This window comes from Winogradskyella sp. A2, assembly GCF_046762865.1.
In the GTDB taxonomy this organism is placed as follows: Bacteria; Bacteroidota; Bacteroidia; order Flavobacteriales; family Flavobacteriaceae; genus Winogradskyella.
In genome coordinates, this window is record NZ_JBKQXM010000005.1 from 78,641 (window position 1) to 96,403 (window position 17,763).

At 33.9% G+C, this 17,763-nt stretch carries 20 protein-coding genes; 6 read left to right on the forward strand and 14 right to left on the reverse strand.

Annotated features, from left to right (window positions below):
• Positions 1 to 28: 28 nt before the first annotated feature.
• Entirely contained in the window at positions 29 to 1,402 is a 1,374-nt protein-coding gene (gene hisS, locus ACFWV9_RS10960; RefSeq protein WP_411895260.1) for a histidine--tRNA ligase, read from the reverse strand.
• Positions 1,403 to 1,532: 130 nt separating this feature from the next.
• On the opposite strand from hisS, the gene ACFWV9_RS10965 reads away from it, so the two are divergent.
• The gene (locus ACFWV9_RS10965) at positions 1,533 to 2,774 is read left to right on the forward strand and encodes an ABC transporter permease (RefSeq protein ID WP_411895261.1); all 1,242 of its coding nucleotides are present in this window, start codon (positions 1,533 to 1,535) and stop codon (positions 2,772 to 2,774) included.
• Positions 2,775 to 2,781: 7 nt separating this feature from the next.
• Here the strand turns inward: ACFWV9_RS10965 and ACFWV9_RS10970 are convergent, their stop codons facing one another.
• From ACFWV9_RS10970 to rpsF, 5 genes are all read right to left on the reverse strand, one after another.
• Complete coding sequence (locus ACFWV9_RS10970; protein WP_411895262.1) at positions 2,782 to 3,255, reverse strand: DUF6495 family protein; 474 nt, start codon at positions 3,253 to 3,255, stop codon at positions 2,782 to 2,784.
• 9 nt (positions 3,256 to 3,264) lie between these two features.
• Complete coding sequence (locus tag ACFWV9_RS10975; protein ID WP_411895263.1) at positions 3,265 to 4,125, reverse strand: glycerophosphodiester phosphodiesterase family protein; 861 nt, start codon at positions 4,123 to 4,125, stop codon at positions 3,265 to 3,267.
• A gap of 62 nt (positions 4,126 to 4,187) precedes the next feature.
• Complete coding sequence (gene rplI / locus ACFWV9_RS10980; protein ID WP_411895264.1) at positions 4,188 to 4,637, reverse strand: 50S ribosomal protein L9; 450 nt, start codon at positions 4,635 to 4,637, stop codon at positions 4,188 to 4,190.
• A 12-nt stretch (positions 4,638 to 4,649) separates the two neighbouring features.
• Positions 4,650 to 4,949 (reverse strand): 30S ribosomal protein S18, encoded by a 300-nt coding sequence (gene rpsR / locus ACFWV9_RS10985; RefSeq protein WP_411895454.1) that lies wholly within the window; start codon positions 4,947 to 4,949, stop codon positions 4,650 to 4,652.
• A complete protein-coding gene (gene rpsF / locus ACFWV9_RS10990; RefSeq protein ID WP_411895265.1) occupies positions 4,949 to 5,299 on the reverse strand; it encodes a 30S ribosomal protein S6 in 351 nt (116 codons plus the stop codon). Before rpsF ends, rpsR begins: the two co-directional genes overlap by 1 nt.
• A gap of 199 nt (positions 5,300 to 5,498) precedes the next feature.
• On the opposite strand from rpsF, the gene ACFWV9_RS10995 reads away from it, so the two are divergent.
• Positions 5,499 to 6,197 carry a LytR/AlgR family response regulator transcription factor gene (locus tag ACFWV9_RS10995; RefSeq protein WP_411895266.1) on the forward strand — a complete coding sequence of 233 codons (699 nt, stop codon included), beginning with the start codon at positions 5,499 to 5,501 and terminating at the stop codon, positions 6,195 to 6,197.
• 1 nt (position 6,198) lies between these two features.
• Here ACFWV9_RS10995 and priA read toward each other — a convergent pair whose 3' ends face one another.
• The 3 genes from priA to nadC are packed head-to-tail and all read right to left on the reverse strand — an operon-like array spanning position 6,199 to position 10,480.
• Positions 6,199 to 8,652 (reverse strand): primosomal protein N', encoded by a 2,454-nt coding sequence (priA, locus tag ACFWV9_RS11000; protein ID WP_411895267.1) that lies wholly within the window; start codon positions 8,650 to 8,652, stop codon positions 6,199 to 6,201.
• Between the two features lies 1 nt (position 8,653).
• On the reverse strand, positions 8,654 to 9,613 hold the full coding sequence (locus tag ACFWV9_RS11005; RefSeq protein ID WP_411895268.1) for a YihY/virulence factor BrkB family protein: 960 nt from the start codon (positions 9,611 to 9,613) through the stop codon (positions 8,654 to 8,656).
• A gap of 9 nt (positions 9,614 to 9,622) precedes the next feature.
• Positions 9,623 to 10,480: a carboxylating nicotinate-nucleotide diphosphorylase gene (nadC, locus tag ACFWV9_RS11010; protein WP_411895269.1), complete on the reverse strand. Its 858-nt coding sequence runs from the start codon at positions 10,478 to 10,480 to the stop codon at positions 9,623 to 9,625.
• Between the two features lie 89 nt (positions 10,481 to 10,569).
• Between nadC and rlmH the strand changes: the two genes are divergently transcribed.
• Positions 10,570 to 11,043: a 23S rRNA (pseudouridine(1915)-N(3))-methyltransferase RlmH gene (rlmH, locus tag ACFWV9_RS11015; RefSeq protein WP_411895270.1), complete on the forward strand. Its 474-nt coding sequence runs from the start codon at positions 10,570 to 10,572 to the stop codon at positions 11,041 to 11,043.
• Positions 11,044 to 11,093: 50 nt separating this feature from the next.
• On the opposite strand, the gene hpf is transcribed toward rlmH, so the two are convergent.
• A complete protein-coding gene (gene hpf / locus ACFWV9_RS11020; RefSeq protein WP_411895271.1) occupies positions 11,094 to 11,393 on the reverse strand; it encodes a ribosome hibernation-promoting factor, HPF/YfiA family in 300 nt (99 codons plus the stop codon).
• Between the two features lie 152 nt (positions 11,394 to 11,545).
• Here hpf and ACFWV9_RS11025 point away from each other — a divergent pair, with 152 nt between their 5' ends.
• Positions 11,546 to 11,932 (forward strand): thiol-disulfide oxidoreductase DCC family protein, encoded by a 387-nt coding sequence (locus ACFWV9_RS11025; RefSeq protein WP_411895272.1) that lies wholly within the window; start codon positions 11,546 to 11,548, stop codon positions 11,930 to 11,932.
• Here the strand turns inward: ACFWV9_RS11025 and ACFWV9_RS11030 are convergent.
• Genes ACFWV9_RS11030 through ACFWV9_RS11040 form a run of 3 tightly spaced genes read right to left on the reverse strand, consistent with a single transcriptional unit; the run spans position 11,929 to position 15,214 of the window.
• On the reverse strand, positions 11,929 to 12,738 hold the full coding sequence (locus ACFWV9_RS11030) for a zinc-ribbon domain-containing protein (RefSeq protein WP_411895273.1): 810 nt from the start codon (positions 12,736 to 12,738) through the stop codon (positions 11,929 to 11,931). The genes ACFWV9_RS11025 and ACFWV9_RS11030 overlap by 4 nt on opposite strands.
• Positions 12,739 to 12,741: 3 nt before the next feature.
• Positions 12,742 to 13,416, reverse strand: coding sequence for a hypothetical protein (locus ACFWV9_RS11035; protein WP_411895274.1), 675 nt, complete (start codon positions 13,414 to 13,416; stop codon positions 12,742 to 12,744).
• A 1-nt stretch (position 13,417) separates the two neighbouring features.
• The gene (locus tag ACFWV9_RS11040) at positions 13,418 to 15,214 is read right to left on the reverse strand and encodes a glycoside hydrolase family 2 TIM barrel-domain containing protein (RefSeq protein WP_411895275.1); all 1,797 of its coding nucleotides are present in this window, start codon (positions 15,212 to 15,214) and stop codon (positions 13,418 to 13,420) included.
• 89 nt (positions 15,215 to 15,303) lie between these two features.
• On the opposite strand from ACFWV9_RS11040, the gene ACFWV9_RS11045 reads away from it, so the two are divergent.
• Together ACFWV9_RS11045 and ACFWV9_RS11050 are read left to right on the forward strand one after the other, a co-directional pair.
• Positions 15,304 to 15,882 (forward strand): non-canonical purine NTP diphosphatase, encoded by a 579-nt coding sequence (locus ACFWV9_RS11045; protein ID WP_411895276.1) that lies wholly within the window; start codon positions 15,304 to 15,306, stop codon positions 15,880 to 15,882.
• A gap of 41 nt (positions 15,883 to 15,923) precedes the next feature.
• Positions 15,924 to 17,168: a glycosyltransferase gene (locus ACFWV9_RS11050; protein WP_411895277.1), complete on the forward strand. Its 1,245-nt coding sequence runs from the start codon at positions 15,924 to 15,926 to the stop codon at positions 17,166 to 17,168.
• A 69-nt stretch (positions 17,169 to 17,237) separates the two neighbouring features.
• On the opposite strand, the gene ACFWV9_RS11055 is transcribed toward ACFWV9_RS11050, so the two are convergent.
• A complete protein-coding gene (locus ACFWV9_RS11055; RefSeq protein ID WP_411895278.1) occupies positions 17,238 to 17,753 on the reverse strand; it encodes a hypothetical protein in 516 nt (171 codons plus the stop codon).
• Between the last annotated feature and the right edge of the window lie 10 nt (positions 17,754 to 17,763).

Genomic DNA, 17,763 nt, shown 5'->3' on the forward strand with positions numbered 1-17,763 from the left:
AAAACCCTGACCATTGGTCAGGGTTTTTTTATTTCTTTAAAGTATCCAAAAGTTCGCCGAAATTTAATTTTTCTTGTGCACCACTCATCATATCCTTTAAAGTGAAGGTTTCAGATTTTAACTCTTCTTCTCCAACTAAAACAACAAATGGAATATCTCTACGATTGGCATAATTCATTTGTTTTTTCATTTTGGCACTGTCAGGATAAAGCTCAGCTTTTATTCCTCTCTCACGAAGCTTTGAAACCACTTTAAGACAAGCCATGGCTTCACTATCTCCAAAGTTTATGAATAACACTTTTGTGGTTTCGGTTATGGTATCAGGAAATAAATCTAATTCTTCGAGCACTAAGTATATTCGGTCTAGACCAAAACTTATACCTACACCACTCATATTTTTAAGTCCAAAAATTCCGGTAAGATCATCATAACGACCTCCGCCACCAATAGAGCCTATCTTTACACCTTCAGGAGCTGATACTTCAAAAATGGCACCTGTATAGTAATTAAGACCACGTGCAAGCGTTACATCTAGTTCTAGCTTTGCAGATTTCAATTTTAAGTCTTCTATAGCTTTATTTATAAACTCAAGTTCTTTAATACCTTTCAAACCTCCCTCAGAAGGGCCCAAAATCGTTTTTAAACTTTCTATTTGAGATCCAAAATTACCCGTTAATTCAAACAAAGGTTGAAGTTTAGCAATACCTGATTCTGCAATACCCTTGCTCAGCATTTCTGTTTTTACCTTCTCCTCTCCTATCTTATCGAGTTTATCTAAAGCAACTGTAAAATCAATGAGCTTATCCTTTGCTCCAATCACTTCTGCAATTCCTGACAAAACTTTACGATTATTGATTTTAATAGTAGCACCATGGAGTTTTAAAGCATTAAAAACTGCATCATAGAGTTGTATTAACTCAACTTCTTGAAATAATGCCTTAGAACCAACCACATCAGCATCGCATTGATAAAACTCTCTAAAACGTCCTTTTTGTGGACGATCAGCGCGCCAAACCGGCTGTATTTGATAACGCTTAAAAGGGAATTCGATGTCGTTTTGGTGTTGAACTACGTAACGTGCAAAAGGTACCGTTAAATCATATCTAAGTGCTTTTTCAGATATTTTTGAAGTTATCTTCTGTTCTGATTTTGAAGTATAGTCTTCGTCTGAGAGTTTTTTTAGATATTCTCCGGAATTTAGAATTTTAAATATTAATCGATCGCCTTCATCACCATATTTCCCCATTAAGGTTTCAGAATTCTCAAAGCTTGGCGTCTCAATAGGTTGAAAACCAAAAACCTCAAACTTATCCTTAATAGTATCTATTATATAAGTTCGTTTTGCTACTTCTTCTGCATTAAAATCTCTTGTTCCTTTAGGAATACTTGGTCTTTGAGCCATCTTCTCAATTAATTTTCACAAAAATATTATAAATTTTAAAGGCATTACCAAGATATTTTGATTTTATAGTAACTTTATAGTGTTTAAGTAGTCTTATACTTTTAAACAACCCAACTATTAGAAAATTTCTATGTTTTCATTAGCAAGAGAAAATGTTAAAATCGCATTTGGTTCAATTAAAAGTCAACTTTTAAGAACCATTTTAACTGTATTAATTATCGCCATTGGTATTATGGCGCTTGTGGGTATACTAAGTGGTGTATCGGCCCTAGAAAATACAATTTCTAGTAATTTCTCTTCTATGGGATCTAATACCTTTAATATTCAACGTTACGAATTTACAGCACAGCGTCAAAGTAGTAGGGAACGACAGAAAATAAATCCAGTTATTAGCTATAGAAATGTAAAAGATTTTGAAGATAATTACGATTATCCTTTTACTAAGGTAGCTGTTGTTTTTACAGGAACCATAGGAGCTGAAGTTAAATACGAAAATACTAAAACAGATCCTGAAGTGACAATTTTAGGAGCAAACGAAAATTTTATTGAAAACTCAGGGCTTGAAGTAGAAAATGGACGTTCGCTTAATGTATTTGATATAGAAAATAGTAATGCCGTTGCCGTTATCGGAAGCGATTTACAAAAAGCGTTATTCCCAGATGAAAACCCAATAGATAAAGTAATTAGTGTTAGAGGTTCAAAATTTAGGGTAATAGGTGTCTTAAAAGAAAAGGGTGCAACTTTTGGTAACAACCAAGATTTACGCGCCATTATTCCTATACAAAAAGCAAGATCAATTTTTACAAATCCGAGAATAAACTACGGATTAAGTATAAAGGTTGATAAACAAGATATGATGGAAGCTGCTCAAGATGACGCCATTTTATCCTTTAGGAATGTTAGAGGATTAAACCCTGTAGAAAAAAACGATTTTGGTATTGAACGAAGTGATGATTTATTAAACAGAGTGGCTGAAAATACTGCAGCACTTTATATAGCTGCATGGATAATAAGTATTATAACAATATTTGGTTCTACGATAGCCTTGATGAATATTATGTTGGTTTCTGTAACCGAAAGAACTCGGGAAATCGGAGTAAGAAAAGCAATGGGTGCAAAAAGTAAAACTATAGCGTTTCAGTTTTTTATGGAAACTATAATAATTGGTCAATTAGGTGGAATTCTTGGAATATTACTTGGAATTTTAATTGGTTGGGCTGTGGCTTCTGGTTTTGATTTGCAGTTCTCCACACCTTGGGTAGCTATGATTTGGGCAACGAGTATAGCTTTTATTGTTGCAGTTATTTCGGGTCTATATCCTGCTACAAAGGCAGCCAAGTTAGATCCTATAGAATCACTTCGCTACGAGTAAGATATTTTTATTGACGAATTAATTTCTCAAAATATTGAAACAACTCACCTTTGGTGATATTGGCTCCAGTTTGTATCATTTTAAAAATATCCAAGTGCTTATCCTCTGAATAATCTTTTTTGGCATTGTAAAATTCTATATCATCAGATAATAAGTTATCACGCAACCATTGAAATCCATCATTTGTAGTTAGGTCTACATTATCATGTTTTAATTTCAAGGCAATAAGATGCATGTTTTTTTCCTTACACCTAAATAAATGCAATTGGTTTGGAGAAATGTGTTCCAAATACTCTACTTTACTCAACACACCAAACCAGACCAGATCACTAAAAACATCCAATTCTTGTTCTGCAGTTTCAGGTTTATTCTTCTTTAATTCCTCCCACTCATCTGCCGTTATGGACTGAGTCGCCAAAAAATTGATGAATTCTTGGTGTAATTCTTCAAATTGCTCTTTTGTTAATCTTGAATATTTCATTTAATTCTTTTAATTAACAGCATTAAATGCCTCAAATGCCCTATCTGTTGCTAAAATATCAATGCCTTCAGATTTCCAATTCTCATACAATTGATCTCCTCTAGTTTTAGCCTGTCTATCCAAGTTGCCCAAAGTCCCAAGCATACAAACAATACCATTCTCGTGAAGACGCTTATATAAAGATGGCGGTGATAAGCGCGTACCAGTAAATGCCAACATGTTTTCTGTAGGAATATTTGTTTGTAGCAGTCTATCAAATTCTTCGTGATTTCTTGCGGAAACTGATAATAGCAATTCTGGAGCGTATTTATACGCAGATTTAGCTTGTTCTACGTCATATGTAATTAAAATACATATATCTTCTGCATTTGCCTCTATAATTGCATTTATAACATCAATTTGCTTGACACTACGCTTAATATCAACTGTTAGGATAACATTATTTTTTTTACACCATTTTAAAACATCGGTGAATAAAGGAATTTTATAGTCAGATTTATTACCAAAATCATCTATTAAGCTGTACTTATTTAGTTCTTTATAAGTCTTTTTTCTGACTAATCCACTTCCTGTTGTGGTTCTGTTAATAGAATTATCGTGCATTAGCACCAATTGATTATCCTTAGTCTGTGCGACATCAATCTCAAAAATGGCAGAAATACTGTCATTTATATATTTTATGGTTTCTAAACAGTTCTCAGGATAATTATAAATGTCTTTCCCTCCTCTATGAACACTAATATTTGGATAATTGTTGTTAGAAGCTCTAAAAACTTCAACAAGTTTAGATTTGACTATAGTTTCATTTTTATTGGATTTACACGAAACTACAACAACGGACAAAAAGAGGATTAGGATGTACTTTTTCATTAATGTGGTATAAAAAAACCGCTTAGTATACTAAACGGTCTTATATTATAATTGTATAGGGATTAAGCTTCTGAAACTACCTCAAACGGTAAATCTACAGTTACTTCTCTGTGTAATCTAATTACAGCATCATATTTACCTAAACGCTTTACGTTACCACCAACTACATTGATGTATTTTTTGTCAATTTCATGACCTTCTTTTTGTAAAGCAGCCGCCAAATCAATGTTATTTACAGAACCAAAAAGTTTATCACCTGTACCAACTTTAGATGCAATCTTAATTTCTAAACCAGATAAAGCTTCTGCAGTTGCGTTTGCCTCATCGATAATTTTCTTTTCTTTAAATGCTCTTTGCTTTAAGGTTTCTGCTAAAACCTTTTTAGCAGAAGTTGTAGCCATTACAGCTTGTCCTTGTGGAATTAAAAAGTTTCTACCATAACCGTTCTTAACTGTTACAATATCGTCTTTAAATCCTAAATTCTCAACGTCTTGTTTTAATATAAGTTCCATTGTTATGATATTTTATTTTAATAAATCTGCAACATATGGCATAAGCGCTAAATGTCTAGCTCTTTTTACAGCCACAGATACTTTTCTTTGATACTTTAAAGAAGTTCCTGTTAATCGTCTAGGTAACAATTTACCTTGTTCGTTTACAAAACTTAATAAAAAATCTGGATCTTTATAATCTACATATTTGATCCCAGATTTCTTAAAACGACAGTACTTCTTAGCCTTAGTCGTTTCTATGTTTAATGGAGTTAGATATCTAATCTCTCCATCTTTTTTTCCTTTTGCTTGTTGTTCTATTGATGACATAATTACGCTTTTGCTTTTGCTTTAACTTTCATTTTTTCTCTTCTTCTCTCAGCCCAAGAAATTGCGTGCTTGTCTAATTTTACAGTTAAGTAACGCATAAAACGCTCATCACGTCTAAATTCTAACTCTAAAGGCTCAATAGCTTCACCTGTTACAGTGTACTCAAATAAGTGGTAAAAACCACTTTTTTTGTTTTGGATTGGATAAGCCAACTTTTTTAAGCCCCAATCTTCTTTGGCTATCATCTTAGCACCTTTAGAAACAAGAATATCTTCGTATTTCTTTACTGTTTCCTTTATCTGTTCTTCAGATAAAACGGGATTTAAGATGAAAACAGTTTCATAATGATTCATAATAATTTATTTGTTTGTTATTAAAACGGGTGCAAAAATACACATTTATTCTAATTTTGGCAACGTTTTTGATATTAAAATATCGCATTTTTATGCACTAAAAAATTTGTTAAATATTACACTTTGTCGGTATTATTTGTTTTTTAACCGAAAATATTGTACTATTGTCGATATCTTAACCTAATAAAATATTAATGTTATGACTTTAAACTGTGTAGTTGTTGATGATTCTGCGATTCAGCGCCTCTCTATAGTAAAGTTAATCGAGAATCATTCCTCGCTTAACCTTATTGCGGAGTACAGCAGTGCGTTAGAAACCAAAAACGGTCTTAATACACATAAAGTAGATCTTATCTTCTTAGATATAGAGATGCCTGTATTAAACGGTTTTGAGCTATTAGATGTACTCAACAACAAACCCCAAATTATTTTTGTTACTGGTAAAACCGAATATGCTTTTAAAGCATTTAATTACGACGCTACCGACTATCTTCAAAAACCAATTACTAAAGAACGATTTAATACTGCCGTAGAAAAAGCTATTGAGCAGCATAAATTAAAATTAGACTTTAACGAAACAGATGGCGAACACATTTTTGTGAAGAGCAATCTTAAAAAACGTAAAGTTTATATTAAAGATATTAAGTGGATTGAAGCATTAGGCGATTATGTTAAAGTTGTAACTGAAGAAAATAGCCTAGTCGTTTTATCTACAATGAAAGCATTTGAAAAAGAATTACCAGAAGGTAAATTCTTAAGAATTCACAAATCTTATATTGTGAATCTAGACAAAATAGATCGCTTTAACAGTAAAAATGTTGAAGTTGGTGCTTATGAGATCCCTTTGAGTCGAAATAAAAAGACACAATTGGTAGATGCTTTAAATAACATTAGCTAAACTAATAGTTATCGATATTTAAAACAACTCTCACAGGCCTAAAATCTTTTACAGCATTGAAGCTATTATGTATTTTACTAATAGCTTCTTTTGTTTTTGCTAAAGATTGGTTTTGTGGTATTTTAACCAAAATATTTTTGTTATAAAGATTTCTAATCCTTGAAATAGGTGGAAATTCTGGTCCTAAAACATTTACTTTGAACACCTGTCTAAGTGACTTAGCGAACCAATCGGACGCTAAATTTACCTTGTTATAGTCTTTGTGCTTAAATGTGATTTTAATAAGCCTGTATATTGGTGGGTAATGGTAATTATACCTATCATTCATTTGCTCCTTAAACATGTCTTTATACGCGTTAATGGAAACCTGTTGCAATATGTTGTGGTGTGGATTATAGGTTTGAATTAAAACCTTACCTCTCAAATCCGTGCGACCTGCCCTACCAGCAACCTGAGACATTAACTGATAACTTCTCTCATGAGCCCTAAAATCAGGGAAGTTTAGCAAGTTATCCGCATTCATAATTCCTACCAACTTAACATGCCTAAAGTCTAAACCTTTGGTTAGCATTTGTGTACCCACAAGTACATCTATTTCCCCTTGTTCGAAATTGTTAATCAGTTTTTCAAACCCAAATTTACCACGTGTGGTATCCAAATCCATACGTGCTACATTATGATCTGGGAATAACACCTTCACCTCCTCCTCTATTTGCTCTGTACCAAATCCTTTAGTATCTAATGATGCATTACCACAAGCCTGACAGTTCTTAAGCATTGCAGAATTATAACCACAATAGTGACATCGTAACTGATCTCTAAATTGATGGTAGGTTAAACTTACATCGCAATTTGGACATTGAGGCGAATTACCACATGTAGTGCATTCTACAATTGGGGAATAACCACGCCTATTTTGAAAAAGTATTATTTGCTGACCATCTTCAAGAGCTATGGACATTTCTTGGATTAGCCGATCGCTAAAATGGCCTTTCATGCGTTTGCGCTTGTACTTATCGGCCAAATCCACCAATTCGATATCTGGCATAAGGACGTTGTTGTAGCGTGTAGTTAATTCTACTATTCCATATTTACCATTTGTAGCATTGAAATAACTCTCTAAACTAGGTGTTGCAGAGCCTAGCAAGATTTTTGCATTATGAAAATTTGCCAATACCACGGCTGCATCCCTAGCATGATATCTCGGTGCAGGATCAAACTGTTTGTACGATTGCTCGTGTTCTTCATCTACTATTATTAATCCAAGATTCGAAAACGGTAAAAGAACTGCAGAACGCGCTCCTATTACAATTTGCGCCTTACTCATATTGTTTAATAAATTATTCCAAACCTCAACACGCTCATTACTCGAATATCTTGAATGGAAAACCGCTATTTTCTCCCCGAAATAATTCTGTAAACGTTCAACTAATTGGGTTGTTAATGCTATTTCTGGCAACAAATAAAGGATCTGTTTACCCTTCTCTAATTGCTTTTGAATAAGGCTAACATATATTTCGGTCTTACCAGATGATGTAACTCCATGCAGAAGCGTCACGGCTTTCTCTTCAAAGCTATTTTCAATAGCATTTAGAGCCTCATTTTGTACTTCACTGAGTTTTTTAATGGCAGAATTATCTTGCCCTTCATATTGTACCCTATCTGTTTGTATATGGTACTCTTCTAAAACAGATTTATCTATTAATGCCTTTACAATGGCTGTTGAAGCACCACTTGCTTTGGTAAGCTCAGCAACCTTAATCGGTTTATTATTCTGAGCCTGAAGTGTAAATAAAGTTAAAACTACCTCACGTTGTTTTGGTGCTCTACTCAAAACATCTAACAACTCCTGTAATTTAGCTTCAGATTTAAAAGCATTGTCCAGCTTTACGTATCTCACCAATTTTGGTCTGTATTTTTCGTAAAGTTCCTCGTGCAAATGCAAAATCTCTTTATCAACCATTCCTTTAATAACCGGAAGTACACGCTTTTTATCCAATATGGAAACTACATCTTGAATCTTCAAGGAAGATTGAAATTGTAATGCTTCAAAAATTAAAAATTCATCATCTTTAAGGCTTGTATCATCTACATTGATACTTGTATTTCGAGAAAGAATAGTTTCACTTTCTAGTATTAGGGCATTTGGTAGCGAAGCGCGCATCACTTCACCAATATTGCACATGTAATAATTGGCAATCCATTCCCAATGCTTAAGCTGTGAGGAGGTAATAATAGGGGTCTCATCTAATATTTGATGTATTGTCTTTGCCTCGTATGCTGTTGGGGGATTATTATGAATTTTATACGCTAATGCAGTATAGATCTTATTTTTACCAAAAGGTACCGCAACTCGCATTCCTGTTTTAATAAAATCGGCTTCAGCCTCAGTGATGTGGTAGGTAAAGGCCTTTTGAAGCGGTATGGGCAGTATGACGTCTAGGAAATAATCCATACTAACCCTTAGTCTTTTCTCCAGAACTCTTCCTTAAGCGTCTAAGTGTAGCATTTAACTCATAACCAAGCAATAATATATTAGAATTTAACCATAAGTATAATAGCAGAATCAATAATGCACCAATAGAACCATAGAGTTTGTTATACTGAGAAAAGTTTTCAATATAAACACCAAACAAATACGATGTTAGTATGATTAATAAAGTCGTTAAAAGTGCACCAATAGAAAAGAAGCGTGTGTGCCTACCTTCTTTGGTACCGAAATAATATAATGTTGCCGTGGCCAGATATACCATAAAAACAAAGAATAAATACTTGGCAAAAATAATCCAACCTAATCCAGAATCTGTCTTTAGAGCATCTTGCCCAGTAATACCTTCATAAATTGGCTGAATTATATAAATCTGAAAATACCCAAATACAGCTACGGTCAACAAAACCAAAAAGACCAATATTAAAGAAACACCAAAAGCATATAGGTATTGTTGCACCACATTTCGGGTCAACTGCTCGTGGTACGAATACTCAAACCCAGAGAAAACTGCACTTACACCATTAGCCATTAACAGCATGGATAATAAAAAGATGGTAGAAATCAGTCCTGCACCTCCACCATCGCTTATATTCTCAAAAATGTTTGAAAAGAAAAAATCAGAGGTTTGAGGCGGTAAAAATGAATTTAAAAAATCTAAAAACTCGGTTTCGAAACCATCAATAGGTATATAAGGCATTATAATGATGACGAATAACAAGAAAGGGAATATTGCCGTGAAAAAACTAAAAGCAATAGCACTAGCCCTTGTGGTAAGCGCTCCATTCACAATACCCATTATATAAAGTTCTAGGAGATCATAAATTGATAAACCTTCAAATCCTGGTAATTTTATTCTCTTGAAAAATTTAACAATAAGATTGAGGACAGGAATTTTATCGAGTTTATCTTCTATAGGTTTGGTCATAGTGATATATTAAACGGCTTTAAGGCTTAAATCCATGTTATACACCGAATGTGTTAAGGCACCAGATGAAATATAATCTACACCACACTCTGCATACGTTCTCACAGTATGCTCATTAATACCACCAGACGATTCTGTTAGACATTGGTTACCAATTAGTTTTACTGCCTTACGAGTATCTTCATAATTAAAATTATCAATTAGGATACGATACACTCCACCACAATCTAATATCTCCTTAATTTCTTCAAGATTGCGAGCTTCAACAATAATTTTTAAATCGCGATCGGTATCTTTTAAGTACTGCTTAGTAAGATTAATGGCTTTTGCCACACCACCCGCAAAATCAATATGGTTATCCTTAAGCATTATCATATCGTAAAGTGCAAACCTGTGGTTTTCACCACCACCAATTTTAACGGCCCATTTCTCTAAAGCTCTAATACCTGGAGTTGTTTTACGAGTATCTAATATTTTTGTACCAGTGCCCTCAAGAAGGTCCACAAATTTTTTGGTTTTTGTTGCTATGGCACTCATACGCTGCATGGCATTTAACACCAACCGTTCTGCTTTTAAAATAGATTGAGATGCGCCTTCTACATAAAATGCAATATCACCATGTTTCACATCACTACCATCTTCAATTAAGGTTTCAACCGTCATATCCTCGTCCACGTAAGCAAATACTTTTTTGGCAAATTCTACGCCTGCTATTACGCCATCATCTTTAACTAATAATTTTGCTTTACCCTTTGCTGTATCTGGTATACAAGCCAATGAACTATGATCACCATCTCCAACATCTTCTCTTATGGCATTAGTAATAATTAATTTTATTTCTTTATCAAATTGCTCTTGTGATATCATGCGTAGTTATTTACTGTAAAAATAGGAATTGAAAGATTAAAATTTGAAAAACGTAATATCAATTTCTAAAAAAGTATAACTTTGAAATTATGACGATTAAACTCTTCGCCATCGGCAAAACAGATAACAGCAATCTGCAAACATTAATTGCAGATTATCAAAATCGTTTGGGTCATTATATTCGGTTTGAATTTGAAATTATTCCAGATCTTAAAAAAATAAAACAACTAAGCGAAGCTCAGCAAAAAGAAAAGGAAGGAGAACTCATCCTATCTAAAACCCAAAATTCTGATGTGGTAATATTATTAGACGAAAATGGTAAACAAATGGATTCCGTGGCCTTTGCCAACTATCTGCAAAAACACCTCAACTCAGGGATAAAAAACTTAATATTTGTAATTGGAGGACCTTACGGATTTTCTGAAGCCGTATATAAAAGGGCTAATGGTAAACTAGGATTATCTCAAATGACCTTTTCACACCAGATGGTGCGCTTATTTTTTATAGAACAATTATACAGAGGGTTTACTATTTTAAAGAACCAACCCTATCATCATAGATAATTAGTAAACCCTCTGGTATAATTAAACGCCTGTGCGTTTATAGTTAATAATTAATGTGTTTTAAAAGTTTCTTTGCGTTTTTTTAATTGACGCGTTAGATCGCTTATAGTTTGATTAACTGCCAATTCGTAATTTTTTTCATTCGATGTTGCAAAAATTCTAGGACCAGGTAAACTTAATTCGATGTTACAGATTTTTCCTGCCTGGTAGTCTTTGTCGTCATGTTTGATATAAACTTGAGCAGAAATAATAAACTCAAATTTATTTGCTAATTTCTCTAATTTTTCTGTTGCAAATTCTGATAAAGTATCACTAACATCAGTATTTACATATTGAAAATTCACCGTCATATATGTACTTGTTTTAATTAATAATTCCTAACTCTAATATACAATTATTAATAAGGTATACACCTGATAATTATCATAAATAATATCTAAATATTTCATTGCTGAAAGTTTGAAACCCCGTTTACGTCTATTGTTTTATAAACTAGCAGATTATGAATCGACATATTACAAAGGACATAATTATTTTTGATGGCGAATGTAACCTCTGTAATGGAGTTGTAGGTTGGTTATTAAAATTTGCTCCAAAAGACCTATTTCAATTTGTGGCATTTCAGTCTATATACGGCCATGAATTATTAAAAGAACACGGCTTTCCAACAGAAGAACTTGACACTGTTATTTTAATTGACAAGGATGGAGTAAAAACACATTCCGATGGTTTTCTTAAGATTGTTTCTAAAATACCGAAATGGCAACGCGTTGCAGCACTATTAGCTTTTATTCCAAGAATGATACGGGATTATATCTATAGAATTGCATCAAGAAACCGCGTAAAATGGTTTGGCAAGTCAAAAAGCTGTACCATTGATTTTAATTAATCTCTAGGCAAGGTATAACCACATTGTGAACAATACTTAGCTTCTGTACTATTGGATTTACCACAATTAGTACATTCAATCTTTTGTTTAGTTACGGGTTTTGAAGCTGTAGCCTTTGGTTCTTTTTTCTTCTTTGGTCGCAATAGCCTAATAATAAAATAGAATACCAATATGGCAATGATGACCAGAAAAACCCAAAATGCAATTCTGCCAATTACATATCCAATTTCATAGCCTTTCTTAAACGCATCTTTCTCACCATTTACCTCATCAACGACAATAGAAGACCCTAATGCACTCACATCTAATTGCAATGAATTGAAAAACTGATCTTTCAATGCTGTAAACTCAAGCTCATCGGTTTTTTTAGGTCTAAATTCCGCACTAACATTAAAGGAATTTACATATACAAATCGTTTAAAAAGTAAACTTGGCAATTCCGGATTTGCAACACCCGAAATCCTCGCATCAATGGCGCTAACACCATCAATACCAATATCTTGTTTAAAGGTAACTGTGCCTCCTGAAGCTTCTTCCACTCCCTCTAATTGACCTTCGTAATACTCTTCTAAATTTGCCTCTATTTCAGCATTATAGCTTGGATCTGTTTGGGCAATGGATACCAAATAAAAGGCATCATCATTCTCTAACTTATAAATTAAAACACCGTTTTGATCAAAGATTTCAGGATCTGAAGGAAACTCAATGTTACCAATACCAGGTATTGGTGTTTGCATCCAATCTTGTGCTAAGCAAACTTTTGTTATAAAAAGGAAAAAGAAAGTGATTTTTATATTTAAACGCATACTTTAGTTTGTCTGATTACAATTTTCAGGAATCTGAAATACTTTTTTGACTTTTTTTACATTGACTAGCTTATACTTTCTGAATCCATGCTTTTTACTATACTTACCATATTCTTCGATAATACCATTTAAAAATGGTTTGTCCCTTAGCCACATTTCATAATCAAGGGGAGGATTAAACATTGGTAAGTATTGTGTTTTCGATTCATCTACTAGAAAATAATTGTAAGCCGATTTATCCTTAATACCTCTACTCTTTGGTAAAGCCTCTATTTTGTAGTGAGAAAGTAGTTTACCATTCAATATGGTATCCTGGTAAGAGTTAAAACTATAACGTTCAGTATATTTCTTATACCGCTTTCCGTCCCACTTTGAAATTCCTTCACAATTATTGCTTATAACATAAGCTTTGTTGAATTCATCTTCATGAACTTGAATGATTAATGTAAAGCGTTTGTTATCATTCATATTAACACCAAGTTTATTACTTTCCAAATCTCTAACGGACATCATATAATTATTAGCCTTAGAACTTGAATAGTAAGTTATTTTATGATTATTGGTTGAGTCTTTTGCATCTATATATTCATATTCCAAAGCATAATCAAACTCATATTTAATCTGACTCTGAGATAGAAAACAAGATACCAGACAAAGTGATAACACGGATCTCTTCATACTATTCAAAAACAATATCATCTATATAAATTTTATGTGGTGAACCATAGGCATTGGCAAACAGCACAAAACCAGAACGTATAAAACTTAAATCCGATTTCTTGAGCTTAATGGTAAACTTGCGCCATTTAGAATCCAATGGAATTTCTTTAGCCTCAATCGCCGAATCCGGATAGGTCTTGTCCTTACCAATTAAACCAAAACCAATCTTGGCACTTACACCACCAAAATCTGACTTTGCCCAAAAACTAAAGGTCTTTGCACCACTAATGTCATATCCTCCTAAAATATCGCCCCAATCATTGGCAGGATCTACCAAACCAATACCATACCAGCCACTTTTTTCTTTATAATGAATAAGCATTGAGGTATTGCCAGAGTGTTTTTCGCGCGTGTGGTTCATATCAATTTCCAAAGCCTGGTAATTACCCATATAAGCTGATGGGAAATAAGGAACCTCTATATCATCTTTATACACATAAAACGGTAGCTCTACTTTTGGTACCAAGAATTTTTTAGCACTGGCAATGGCATCTTGTACCACAATAGACGAAGAGGCAATGCCTAAATTATTGTAGGTATCCTTCACCATGGCATAGACCTTTATACTACCATTAACCTTGGGCAATTCTATTTCAAAACCATCCTTAGAATTACCTCTAAGGTTTAAGGGTAAAATTTGATTTCTATATCGTCTACTTCCAACACGATGATTGTACCCAAAACTCATTTCTAAAGTTTCGTTTTCTTTATCAGAAGTTTCTAAAACAACTGGTACCCATTCTCCACTGCCATAAGCTTTATCTGGTAAATTAAAATTGTTGATCTCAGGTACATAATTTTCTGGTTTGTTCCCTGTAAAGGCTTCACGTATGGCCCAATATTGTGGTCTATAACTGCCATTAAAATGTGTCATTAACCACACACCTCCAAAATCGGTTCCATCACTGTAATGAAACACATAAACACCTAAACAATTGGTTTTATTTGTGATCCAATCATAGTAACCCTTGGCAATCGCATCATATTTTTGTTTATCGTTGGGTTCTATCTTTACACCATTTTTATCTTCTGTTACATCCCATTCACCTGTTACACCAAACTCGGTGACAATGTAGGGCTTATCAATATTGCGCTTTTCCATTTCTTCTTGTAAAAAATTGGCGCCAGCACCATAAGCGTTAAGACCATAAATGTCTAAGGAGGGTACGTGTTCTTTCCACCAATCCATACCAAAGGTCCATGCCTCGGTTGATGAAATTGGGTGATTACTATCTATCTTTTTAATATCGCTGCATACACGTTCTAAAAATTGAGAATACACCAGCTTCTCTTCGTCTGTAGCCATATTGAGATATACCTCATTACCAATTCCCCAAGTTAGGGTTGCAGGATGATCTTTATAGGTGTTTACCACCTCAATAGCACTATTGTATTGATCTTCTATTCCTTCCTTATTAGTGAGGTAGTTAAAGCTATCGTCATCTTCCATACCAGGTCTCCCATGACGCATCCAAATACCTACCATCACCTTCATGCCATGAGCATGTGCCATATCCATTAATGCCGGAGTATTTTTACCCGTAGCCCAAAGCCGTAAGGTATTTACACCCAAATATTTTAAATCCTTAAAATAAGTATCATAATTAGCCACATCCTTGTCATAACCCCAAGTTGCACCCTTAATTTCAAAAGGTTCACCATCTACCTTTAAAACCCATTGATCCTCTATTTTTTTGATGGTGGTTTGCGCATAAGATAGCAGTGAAAAAAGTAGACTGAAGAATAAGTAACGCATAGCATATTTTTTATGTATCGTAAAACTACCTATTTTTTAGGGCTTAACCGAATAAAAACTATCTTTGAAATCCTATTTAACACTGATTTATGCAACTTGTTTTCGCTACCAATAACCCAAACAAAATCAAAGAAGTACAGTCCTTGGTACCAGAGTATATAAAGCTATTGAGCTTAGCTGATATTTTGTGTATTGAAGACATCCCAGAAACCACAGGAACTATTGAAGGCAATGCCAAACAAAAGGCAGATTATATCAAAACCCATTATGGTTACGATTGTTTTGCAGACGATACAGGTTTGGAAGTTGAGGCATTAAATGGCGTACCTGGTGTAGATACAGCACACTATGCAGGTCCGCAACGTAATGCCAATGACAATATGGACAAGCTTCTTAAAAATCTTGAGGACAAACCTAATAGAAACGCTCAGTTTATTACTGTTATAGCACTTCATCTTAATGGTAACTACTATGAGTTTACTGGCATTTGCAAAGGTGAGATTACCAAGAGCAAACAAGGTGAAAAAGGCTTTGGTTATGACCCTATTTTTAGACCGGAAGGTTATGAGCACACCTTTGCCCAAATAGACCTTGAGCTAAAAAACAAAATTGGTCATAGAGGTTTGGCTGTAAAACAACTTATTAAATTTTTAAACTCATACAGTTAACTACAATTATCGTTTTATATTAGCCATTAATCTTTGACAATATGAATCCATCTCTTAATGAAATATGTCAATCGAGCAAGCAAAGTTTCGACTTAACTTCTGCTGCAGATCAAGACTATCTTTATAACCTGATAAACCGAATTAGCGACTTTCCTTTAACAGAAATTATTAAGATTGGTAATGACACCAATTCTCCCTTAGCGTTTCGGATAGCTGCCAAAATCACTGACTCCAAAGACTATGTTAGCTCTTGTCAACATCGACTAAAAATAGGAGTTGTATTTGCTATGTGGGGAGAACAAAATCGTCTTTTAAAGAAAACTAAAAGTAATCCTAATGGTGAAGATTTATTAAATGTTAAAGTAGATCAACTAGCCTGGCTTTTTAAAGATTCAAAAATTGATTGGGAAATTTATGCCGTAGATGATGGTTGCCCACATGGAAGTGGTGATATAGCAGAATCCATTCGAAAAAAATCTAAATATGCAGATCAAATACAAGTTCTTTTTTTACAAAAACATTTACCAGCAGATAAACCACCTTTACAAAATCTGGCTTCAGCAAATGATTCTCGAAAAGGAGGTGCCATACTTTTAGGATGTGAAAAAGCTCTTGAAGATGGCGTTGATTTAATCATATATACAGATGCTGATAACTCAGTGCATTTATCTCAAATTGGTTTACTATTAAAACCACATGTAGAAAAAGGTTATAAAGTAGTTCTTGGTAACCGAAAGGATCCCAATGCTGTTTTGGTGAAACAAGAAAATCGCTGGGGAATTGGTATTAAAGCACTGCGACATATGCAACGCATGATTGGAGTTAGTATATTCTCTCTTGGTATTCTTGATTCTCAAGCTGCTTTTAAATTATATCACAAAGACATTTTATCTGAAATACTTAAAAACCCTTCTGTATACGACTTCTCATTTGACTCCGATTGGATTGCCTGTGTAATAGCTATGAAAGAAGAATTTGCGAAAGTACCTTTTGCATTCATTGATTCATTCGCCGAATCTGCTTCAATTGTACAGGGACCAATGACCACTTGGGAAACTTTATTAAAAGGTTTGGTAAAAGCTGTACGTGCAAGAAAGATTCCTCATAATGAAGAAATGGCCACTGTGGTAATGGAAAATATAAAGAGTCACCATGACCTAGATTTATTGATTAATGATTTGCCAAAAGAACTTTTAAATGCTGACGATAAAGATTTAGGCAACCCAGAAATTATGTCGCCTAAAGCTATGGAAGATTGGATTAATTCCATGAAATCGAATCAATAGTTAACCCATTAAATAAACTAAAATATAAGATGTTTCTATGGTAAGTGCTATTCTTAGAATTAAAAAAATCTAATCGTGAATACTTGAATTAAATACAGGATTTGTTTCTCTAAGTTTTCGTACAGGAATTGATTCTAGCTGAGCTGAAATATCTTTGTAAAATTCACTACTCATCATCGCTGTATGTGTATTCCACCAATCTCTTCTTCCTGGTGAACTATGCAATTGCAACCAATATGTAACTTTCCCTAAATATATAGACTCATCTAAAGCACCTTGTTTGTATTGCTGATGACACATCTCCCACATACCAGTTTCGTAAAGACACCATAAAGTAAACCTTTGTTTTTCCCATTCATTAAGAGAATTCAGGTCTTCATTTCCTCGTAAAGCAATTTTATATAATTCTGTATCCTCAGTTAATATTTCTACCAGCTTTCGCTGGTATTCATATACAGCGGTAGTAGCCGCACCACTTAGCTGATTGTTGTTTTGTTTTATTTGTGCTGATAGGTAGATTAAGGTAATAATAACTCCTATGGCACCTAATAGTCCTGCAATGGCACTAACCGCATCCCAATTCATAACTCATTAT